Source organism: Candidatus Magnetobacterium casense (genome assembly GCF_019173545.1).
Lineage (GTDB): Bacteria > Nitrospirota > Thermodesulfovibrionia > Thermodesulfovibrionales > Magnetobacteriaceae > Magnetobacterium > Magnetobacterium cryptolimnobacter.
In genome coordinates, this window is sequence record NZ_JABXWD010000105.1 from 1 (window position 1) to 10,033 (window position 10,033).

Sequence of the window (10,033 nt, forward strand, 5' to 3'; positions counted from 1 at the left end):
ACATATTAGTCGCCAAAGAGGGTGATCATAAGATCATGATGGAGTGGGTTAGAGAGCAGAGGGGGTTAAAAGAGGTTTCACGACTTGAAGTAAAGGATTTTACAGGCCGACTCCATATTTATGAGTGGATATAGCAAATTTCGATTGGATTAAATACAGAATATGCGGCATTTTTACGGGGTCAAGGGGACTGGTCCCTTGCGGGGGGGCTAAAGGGGGCCAGGAGCGTCCTGGAGCGACAAGAAGCGGAGCCGCCCCTTTCTTTCTTCTATTCGAGCAATTTTGATACTCGAAAAAACTCGAATCCGATCAGTATATGAGCTTTTGCTGATCGCACACCAGATAGTCACACCCTCGCCAATTTTGTCCCAAAAAAAATATCGCTCACACCTTCACTGAGAATTGCTGTTTACCGTCAGGGCTGATTTGCTCTCCCGTCAAAAGCAGCTTTCATAAAGGAAATGGGCATTATAGAAAAACAGCCTACAATCTTAATCTTCAGGTAGAACCAATTTACCCTGGTTTACCGTGGCTTGACATTGCCGACCTCTTTGCTATATACTTATAGTAATGTTCTATTGGCACAGTAGCCCCTGGCGGCACCATGAGTATACTCGTTTAGCCTACAAGAGAAAGGGAGCAAAGGCAGACACTTAGGAGGTGTAGATATGAGCGATTTGATAGAAGAAGTACAGCGACAGACCAACCTATCCCTGGGTAACCAGATGGAGATGCTGACCTTTCATCTGAGCGACAGGCAGTTGTATGCGATTAATGTGTTTAAGATCGTTGAGGTCTTTGAGTGTCCAAAGAAGATAACCAAGATGCCTAATTCGCACTATGCCGTTAAGGGATCTATTAACTTCAGGGGGAAATCCATTATTGTGATAGACCTCTCGGAGGTGCTGGGCCTTGAACCCGTTGACTATAAAAACACCATCAGCTACGTAATTGTGTGTGAGTACAGTACCACAACGCAAGGCTTTCTGGTAAGTGAGCCCGATACGCTAATCAACAAGAGCTGGGAGGACATTAAAGCACCCTCCGGGATCATGGCTAACTCCACATACCTCACGGCACTGGCGTTTTTGGCGGACAATACAACTGTCCAGATACTCGACATAGAGAAAATCCTGACAGAGATAATCGGAGCCGATGAACAGATTTCGGAAGAAGTGACAAAGCAAAAAATGGACATCGACTTTAAGCAATTCCACATAATGATTGTAGAGGATTCAAAAACGGCACGAGCTATGATGCAATCCGTCCTGGAACAGTTGGGCGTCACCTACACATTTATGGAAAACGCCGTCAATGCACTTACCATGCTTGAAGAGCTTGCCGTTGAACACACACCGCTATCGGAAAAATTCTTCATGATCATCTCTGATATAGAGATGCCAGGCATGGATGGCTTTACGTTTACCAAGAGGATAAAGGAAAACCCCAAACTCTCTGACCTCTACGTCGTACTGCACAGCTCCCTGAGTGACTCCTCCACTGTGCTGAAGACCAAAAAGTATGGCGCCGATGACTTCATATCAAAGTTCAACCCCGACTCAATTGCAAAGACAATATTAAATCGCATCTCGGGTACTGCATAAGAAAATAACGTCCCCCGGGGGGCGGACGTTGCCCTTTGCGCTGTCTTTCTTCATCTTGTAAGTGAGCAGTTTAGCACGAAACTTACCGCAGCGTTGTCGGGATTGGCGGCTTTGGTGTATTGAAAGTACGTCTTGAGGACGCGCTTTACGTAGCTTCTGGTTTCGTCGTAGGGGATGTCTTCGACGAACTCGTCTATGGTCTTGTACTTGCCGTCTTTGAGCCACTTCTCAACCGCCGCCTCCCCTGCGTTGTAGGAAGCAAGCGCTATTGGCACACAACCGGATTCCCCCACCAGTTGAGCAAGATAGTAGCTGCCAATGAGGATGTTCTTCCTCACGTTAAAGATGTCGCGTTTGTCGGCAATCCGCTCACCGACTTCTTTACCGCTCCAGGACGCTCCTGGCCTGGCGCTGTACTTGGCCGCCGTGGAGGGCATCAACTGCATCAGCCCTATGGCCCCCGCCGGAGAAAAGGCATCGTCCTGAAAACGACTCTCCTCACGCATCAGCGACAGTATCAGCAGCGGATTTATCGAGTTGCGCTGCGACGCCTCATCCACGATGTCCCTGTAGGCATAGGGATAGAGGAGCCTATGCACCTTCCGACTGTAGGGAAGTTTGCCCGCCAACAGTACGGAGTGACGATACATGCGTGCCTCGTTTAACATCATGCCGGCCTCAAGCATCATATCGTTGTCGTAACTGGTGGCATTTCGTATAATGTGAAGGCTTTCGGTCCTGATGGCATCCTCGATGTTGAGCTCAAGGAGGACCGCCAGACGCCTCAACTCCTCGTGCTCCTTGCCGGTGGCAGGATTGCCATTTAAACTGACCGTATGCTTGATCTCCACCAACTCTATAAGCTCAGGCTGCCGACCCAGCTTGTAATAGGCCAACAGACTGTAGTAGTCGCCTTTTCTGGTAAGTTTTTCATACAACGCCGTGGCATCTTCCTTCATCAGTTCAAGCGTGCGAGCCATCCAGTAGAGGTATCGCTGCTCGCCGTAGTTGTTATACAGCAACTTAAAGCCCGCGACGGCCTCTTCATAATCACCCGTGAGGTAGTGTGCCCAGGCAATGTGCCACAGGCTCTCTTCCTTCAGGAAGCGGTTTTCCTTGAGGGAGGCAAATATCTTCAGCGCCCTGGCCGTGTTGCCCTGACGCCGGTAATACAGTCCCTTTATGAGTACGAGTTCGGCGGATTTTTCGTCTTTGTTGGCATCCAGGGTATCGACCTTTGCGTTGAACCTGGCAAATTGACCGGAACGGTATAGGCTGCGTGCCTCATAGTAGGCATTGCCTAGCTTGCGGAACAGCTCGGCAGACTCATTATAACTCTTCTGCCTGAAGAGCGATACAGCGATGTCATTGAGTATCTGTCCCCTAAGAGTCTCGGGTGACTTTTCAAGGGCACGCCTCAACAGTGCTTCGGCCTCGGAGTAGTGGTGCTTTTTCATCAGATTTTTTGCCCGCGTAACAAGGTCGCCAACATCAAACCTGTCGACGTTGATCTTGTCACACGATTCCTCGGAGGCATATCCTGCGCTGAGGCATATACGTTTAAACTGAGCCTGTGCCTCGGTTTCCTTGCCGTCTTCCGTGAGCATGTTGGCATACGAAAACCTGATCCTATTGTCGTCGGGGTGTTTTTTGAGGTAGAGTTCAGACAGCGACAATGCCTGCTCAGGGTTGAGCTGTCTCTGCGTGCTGATTTCCATCAGCAGGGTGTCTTTGTACAGCGGGGAGTTGGGATAGGACTCCTTGAGGTGCAGGATGTCCCTGAGGGCCGCCTCCGGTTGTCCTGCCCCGGTATACCCCTTTGCCCGCCACAACAGCGCATAGTCCTCCAAGAGCGCAGGCGTCTCAAGGAACAGGCTCAAGTGTTTGATTGCCCCGGCGTAGTCCCTGCTATCCAGGGCGGTCTTGCCGCCTTTGAGGTGCTCGTAGGTTCCAGGCAGCGCTAGTACAGACCCTGTTGAGGACAAGAGCAAAAGCAAAGAGAGAAGAAGAAGAACAAGGGGGCGGCTCCGCCCCCCCTTGAACCCCCCTGCAAGGGGGCCAGCCCCCTTGACCCCATCATTCTCAATCCTATGTCTCATATCTAAAGCATAGATTATACAGGTCATGGTATCATTCGGTCAAGTGGGCAAGAGGATCGGGTGCGGTGTATTGTATGCAATCAAAATGCGCTATGGAGTATAGCAGCAGGCCGTAGTTGCCATCTTCTTATGTTATCGGTTAAACTTAAATAGTATGAAGCTAAATTGCCGACAGGACAGACAATGCGACACGTAATTTTAGGTACGGCGGGTCACATAGACCACGGTAAGAGTGCGTTGGTCAAGGCGCTGACGGGTACTGATCCGGACAGGCTCAAGGAGGAAAAACTCCGGGGGATAACCATCGACCTGGGGTTTGCCGACCTGCGCTACGAGGACCTGACCGTGGGGATCGTGGATGTCCCCGGACACGAGCGCCTTGTGCGCAACATGCTTGCCGGGGCAGGGGGGATTGATATCGTGCTGCTGTGCATTGCAGCCGACGAAGGCGTCATGCCCCAGAGCAGAGAGCACCTGGCCATCTGCAACCTGTTGGGGATCAAGGACGGCCTCATCGTCCTGACCAAAAATGACCTGGTGGATGAGGAATTCCTCGAAATTGTCCAGGAGGAGGTCAGGGGGTTTGTCGGCGACACGTTCCTGCAACAGGCGGAGATTGTGGCCGTGTCGGCCAGAGATGGCACCAATATTGACCTGTTAAAGCAAAAAATAAGAGACCTTGCCACCGGCATACGGCCAAAATCCTCAGCGGGTGTGTTTCGTCTGCCCGTTGACAGGGTTTTTACGCTCAAGGGGTTTGGCACCGTGGTCACGGGCACTGCCACATCCGGAAAGGTGTCCATAGATGACAGTGTTGACGTCCTGCCCGCTAAGTACAAGGGCAAGGTGCGCGGACTGCACAACCACAACGAGTTTGTACACACCGGTTATGCCGGCTCCCGTCTTGCCATCAACCTCCAGGGCGTAGACAAGGACAAGGTCGCACGCGGAGACGTCATCGTCCTGCCCGATACGCTACATCCCACACAGAGAATCGACGTGGCCATAGAGCTGCTCAGGGACGCATCGGAGATCAAAAATCGCGCACTGCTGCACCTGCACACAGGCACCTCGGAGGTGGTCTCACGGGTCGTCCTCTACGGAGCGCAGAAGTTGTCCAAGGGACAATCTGCTTACGCTCAACTACGGTTAAGCAAGCCGGTGGTTGTTATGGCCGGGGATCGGTTTATCATCAGGCGCTACTCTCCCGTTGACACCATTGGCGGAGGTGTTATCCTTGACCCCTCTCCCCCACGCAAGACCGACCCCGCAACGCTTGAGATATTTCACGGGGCATCACTGATCGAAAAGTTGACAGAAAAGGTGAAACGCTCCGGCGTAAACGGCACAACCATCGGTGCGCTACGAGCCTGGATCAACGAGGACTCCGATAAGATAAATTCCACCATCGACGCACTCAAGCGCAAGGGGATGCTCATCGAGGTCAACGACACCCTCGTACATGGAGAGGTCATCGCCGCACTCAGGGAGGACATCCTGGCCTTTGTGCGTCAGTATCACAAGAGGTCGCCACTTAAGGCCGGGGTCACAAAGGAGGAACTCAAGGCACGGTTTAAGATGGTTGAGGGCAGGAATCTCTCTAAGGTCATTGCCGCAGTCAGGGAGCTTGACACGGACAAGGACATCGTCTGCCTGAAGGGGTTTAAGCCTGCCCTGACAACGCTGGATGAGGGGGTAAAGGCACGCATAGTTGGACTGCTTCAGGAGGCGCGCTTTCAACCGCCCTTCAAAGATGACCTTGCAAAGGCACTCTCCATCAAGGACAAGCAGCTCGATGACATGTTAAAACTCTTGGCCAGTGAGGGCGTTATCGTGCGTATCAACGACGCCATTTATCTGCAACGGGACGTCTTTGAGGAGATGCTGGCAACCTTAAAGCTATTCTCACAAAAAAGCACACAGATAACAGTGGCCGAGTTCCGCGACCTGCTGTCAACCACACGCAAGTATGCCCTGCCATACCTCGAATACCTCGACGGCAAGAGACTCACCATGAGGGTCGGAGAATCAAGAAAACTACTGCTATAGGACAGGATATCTGCAATGTAATGCCCCACTGACAAAGACCCCCCTTGATTTTCTCATCCGTTTAACACGTAAAAATGCCACGTATCTTGTATTTAATCCAATCTAAATCTGCGATGGCTTGCAAAGATAAACAAGAAACATGTTAGAATATAAAAATGATTGTCATATATATCATTAGCTTAAAGGGGTTGATGGGAGCGTAGTGTGAGTTTGTGAACTTACATGTCGGCGTTTTATGGACAAGTAACATATTTTTTAAGGAGGGCCTTATGACGGATGAGAGTTTTTATTCCCTGATTAAAAAGTTGGAGGCAGCCTTCAGGGTTTTACCCTTAAACGAGTCATCGCTACAGATATACCACGAAAAGCTGCGGCATATCAGCGATGATGACTGGAGGCGAATAGTTGAAAAGATCATCGACACGGAAGACAATTTCCCGTCCATCTCCTGCATCAAGCGATTTATGACTTCATAGTATCGATAACTATTGTGGGATGTCCTGTCGGGGGGGAACTCTCCCCTTCTTCAGGGTTGGCAGGGTTGGCAGAGACGGCGTCATCAAGTTGAAACACCTCCGCAGGTTGAACGTCTTCGGTGCAGAGGGACTCCTCCAGCACCTCAATCAGGTGGAGGATTGGCCTTTCCGTCAGCCCCTTGCTCAACTGAAATATGCAGTTGGGACACGAGGTCACGACCACATCACAGCCTGTACGCATCAATTGCGCACAAGTTGCCTCCAGTATCCGCTCAGATGCCTCCTTGTGAAAAAAACTGTAGGTGCCACCAAAACCACAACACATATGTCTCTTGGGTTCAATGATATCGGCACCGCACTGGGTTAATATCTCACGCGCCTCCGTCGTGTTCTTAAGGAAGTTTTTCTGATGACAGGGGTCATGGAAGGTGGCCTTTAGTTTTATCTGTTTCCTTTTGGTATTGACCTTATCCTTGAGGAAAGTCGATATGTCACAGACGTTGTTAAGCTCCTTGCCAATCAGCTTGGGATAATACTTCCTGAGGGCAACCACGCACGTTGGACACAACGACAGGATGGCATCAACCTTTAAGCGGCTAAAGACCTCATAGTTTTTCTCCGCATAAGAGTGAGCATCAGCCTCCATGCCAAGTGACCGAAACGGCGCCCCGCAACACACCTCGGAATGAGGAAAGACTACCTCGTACTTAAGCGCATTTAACACCGCAGCCAACGAATAGGATAACTCCGGATAGATGTGCTTGACGCTACAACCTGAGAACACCGCCACACGGCCTATCTTCTCTGCCGGCCTGAAGACCTCCGTTTTTTTGAAGGGATTTTCTATCAATCCCATCTTATGGGGCAGGAGCCTCATATCGGTGAGCTTCTTTTCCAGTATCTTCTGGAACGGCTTTATGACCTTGAGTGTTAGGTCGGTGTTTTTAAAGGCCAGCTTTGTCAACAGTCTCAGGGTAGAGTGTCGTGAATCGGTTTCCTTTAAGAGACTGCGGGCGTGATAAAAGACCTCGTCTATATCAATATTCAGGGGACAGGACACGGTGCAGTTGCCACACATCAGACAACTAAATAGCTTGTCATTGAGCTTGACGCCTGGTTTAACCTGTCTTTCGGCAAGTGACTTGAGCAGCTTCAGCCGTCCCCTGGCCGTATGGGTCTCCTGGCTGGTTGCATCAAAGGACGGACACTGTGCCTTGCACCCGCCGCAGCGCACACATGACGAAATGGCGTTTAAGAACTCTTTATCGTTCATTAACTGATCTGTTTACTCCTTACGGTTGGCCGGGTCGGATTTGTTCCTTGCCGTAGCGGGACAAGACCCTGTTTAGCTTTCCGCTGCTAAACCCCTCCAGGTCCAGTGTGACGTACTGAAAGCCGATCTCTCTGAGGGCCTTTACGATGTGCTGTCGCAGGTGTGGCTCAAGTGTGCGTTGCAGCTCATCTGGCATCAGCTCAATGCGTGCGGTGTCTGCCTGTTTACGCACCCTCAGCTCTGTAAATCCCAGTCCCTTGATAACCGCCTCGGCCTCCCTAACCATCTGGAGCGACTTCAGCGTTATGGGTTCGCCATAGGGCAGGCGGGAGGACAGGCAGGGCGACGATGCCCTGTCATGCGTAGGCAGCCCCCTACGACGCGATAAGAGACGTATCTCTTCCTTGGTCAGTCCTGCCTCCATTAACGGACTCCGGATGTCAAACCGTGCATTGGCACGCAATCCCGGTCTGTAGTCCCCCGTATCGTCGGCGTTGCTGCCATCAACTATCATATATGGGAAGTTCATCTTTTGGGCTATCTCCCGGAGGGTCTTAAACAGACGACTCTTGCAGAAAAAACATCGCTCCGGCGTATTTTGGACGTATTGGGCATCGTTAAGCTCATCGGTGTGGACAAGCTCGTGTCTGACCCCAAAGAGAGCTGTCATCTCACGCGCCATGTCAAGGTCATCCGGCGGTGTGGAGGCCGACACGGCCGTTACGGCCAGCACCCTGTCTGCTCCTCCGGTGTCCGACTCACACAAGACCTTCAACAAGAGCGTGCTGTCTACACCGCCTGAGTATGCCAGCAGACAGTTGCCTGCCAGGGCCATAATGGAAACTAAATGCTTATACTTTTCTTCTGCAATGTCCGTCATTGTTTTGCTTTATGCCCTTATTATATATCTATGAGATATTTCCATTGCACCATCTGCAAAATACTATCATAACACATCGCAGTAAGATTGTGATATACTGAAACGACGCAGGTTTTTTCGGGCATGATATTTGACAGCAAGATAATGGGGTCAAGGGGACTGGTCCCCTTGCAGGGGGTTCTGAAGGGGGGCGGAGCCGCCCCTTTCTTTCTTCTATTCGATCAATTTTGATACCCGAAAAAAATTCGAATCCGATCAGTATACTATTCTTGTTTTAGCGTCTACCGGGTCTCCCATTGGCCGGGTACGCCATGAGCGGCAAAGCCCTCGCCAACCCTTTTTGTCCCATCCATAAGCCAGATATAAACATCACCGGAGGTAGTGTTCTTCCAGAGGACGTCGGCCTTACCGTCGCCGTTGTAGTCGGCTGCTGCTATGATCTGCCAGCTTAGGGGTATTGCACGGCCTGCAAAGTCGCCTATCTTTATCGTGACCCCGTCCATCAGCCACATGGCAACGTCCCCTGATGTGATGTTCTGCCAGAGGATATCGGCCTTGCCATCGCCATCAAAGTCAACAACCGCCTTTATCTGCCAGTTGCCTGGGATACCCCGGGAGGCATAGTCCATCTTTGAGATTGTCGCACCGTCCATTAACCAGACAACTACGTCGCCGGTGTCGGAGTTTTGCCAGAGAATATCGGCCTTCTTGTCGCCGTTGAGATCGGCCACTGCCCTGAACATCCACTCCGGCCTCATACCTTTGACGATAAAGTCGCCTATCTTTATCGTGATTCCGGCCATCAACCACACGGCCACATCACCCGTTTCGGTGTTTTGCCAAAGTATGTCGGTATTGCCATCGCCATCGAAATCGCCTGAGTTCTTGAACTCCCACGCCTTGGGTACTCCCTGCAGGACATAACCTTGGGTGGATATCTTTGTCCCAGTCATCAAATAGACATAGACGTCACCCTTGTCCTTGTTTTGCCAGAGGATATCGGCCTTACCATCACCGTTAAAGTCCCCTGCGACCTTTATGTCCCAATCCGTGCCTACGCCTCTGACAACATAATCACCGCCAATTATGGACTTCCCGTTCATCAGCCAGATATAGACATCACCGGTTATCGCGTTTTTCCACAGCACATCACTGTTGCCGTCACCGTCGAAATCGTATTTAGGGTGCCCCTTGCCTGAAGATGCAGCATCCTGTGTTACGGTAAACGACTGCTGCGCAATAGTCATCGTACCTGTGCGTGCAGTGCCCGTGTTTGCTGACACGGAGTACGATACCGTCCCGCTGCCACTGCCGGAGCTGCCTGCGCTGATCGTTATCCAGGTGGCGTTGCTCACTGCCGTCCAGGAACAGTCGGGGTTAGTCGATACGCTTACGCTGTCATTGCCGCCGGAGGATGCAAAGCCCTTGCCCTGTGGGGCTATCGTAAAGCTGCAGGATTGTTCGTTAAACATGGCCGTCACATTCCTTGCCGCAGACATCGTTACCGTGCAGGTTGGACTTGAGCCAAAGCAGTCGCCGCTGTAGCCCATAGGTGTTAAGTTAAGCATGATACCTCCAGTACCTCCAAGTCTTTTAGTGTTAATTTCTTAGGTTTAGGCGTATTTGACGGTTCATCAATCAACTGTAATGTT

Annotated in this window: 7 protein-coding genes; 3 read left to right on the forward strand and 4 right to left on the reverse strand. The window is 51.2% G+C overall.

What is annotated here, in order from left to right; all coding sequences use genetic code 11:
* Positions 1-668 precede the first annotated feature (668 nt).
* Positions 669-1,604, forward strand: coding sequence for a chemotaxis protein (locus HWQ67_RS07410; RefSeq protein ID WP_218252046.1), 936 nt, complete (start codon positions 669-671; stop codon positions 1,602-1,604).
* Positions 1,605-1,654: 50 nt separating this feature from the next.
* On the opposite strand, the gene HWQ67_RS07415 is transcribed toward HWQ67_RS07410, so the two are convergent.
* A complete protein-coding gene (locus tag HWQ67_RS07415) occupies positions 1,655-3,601 on the reverse strand; it encodes a lytic transglycosylase domain-containing protein (RefSeq protein WP_218252047.1) in 1,947 nt (648 codons plus the stop codon).
* A 285-nt stretch (positions 3,602-3,886) separates the two neighbouring features.
* Here HWQ67_RS07415 and selB point away from each other — a divergent pair, with 285 nt between their 5' ends.
* Both selB and HWQ67_RS07425 read left to right on the forward strand, forming a co-directional pair.
* Positions 3,887-5,752 carry a selenocysteine-specific translation elongation factor gene (selB, locus tag HWQ67_RS07420; protein ID WP_218252048.1) on the forward strand — a complete coding sequence of 622 codons (1,866 nt, stop codon included), beginning with the start codon at positions 3,887-3,889 and terminating at the stop codon, positions 5,750-5,752.
* Positions 5,753-6,021: 269 nt separating this feature from the next.
* Positions 6,022-6,228: a hypothetical protein gene (locus HWQ67_RS07425; RefSeq protein ID WP_218252049.1), complete on the forward strand. Its 207-nt coding sequence runs from the start codon at positions 6,022-6,024 to the stop codon at positions 6,226-6,228.
* Here the strand turns inward: HWQ67_RS07425 and HWQ67_RS07430 are convergent.
* The 3 genes from HWQ67_RS07430 to HWQ67_RS07440 form a co-directional block, all read right to left on the reverse strand.
* Positions 6,215-7,501, reverse strand: a complete 1,287-nt coding sequence (locus HWQ67_RS07430) for a (Fe-S)-binding protein (RefSeq protein ID WP_218252050.1) — start codon at positions 7,499-7,501, stop codon at positions 6,215-6,217. The two genes, HWQ67_RS07425 and HWQ67_RS07430, sit on opposite strands and share 14 nt — an antisense overlap.
* 19 nt (positions 7,502-7,520) lie before the next feature.
* Positions 7,521-8,381: an ATP-dependent sacrificial sulfur transferase LarE gene (gene larE / locus HWQ67_RS07435; protein ID WP_218252051.1), complete on the reverse strand. Its 861-nt coding sequence runs from the start codon at positions 8,379-8,381 to the stop codon at positions 7,521-7,523.
* Between the two features lie 281 nt (positions 8,382-8,662).
* Positions 8,663-9,949 (reverse strand): FG-GAP-like repeat-containing protein, encoded by a 1,287-nt coding sequence (locus HWQ67_RS07440; protein WP_218252052.1) that lies wholly within the window; start codon positions 9,947-9,949, stop codon positions 8,663-8,665.
* Positions 9,950-10,033 lie beyond the last annotated feature (84 nt).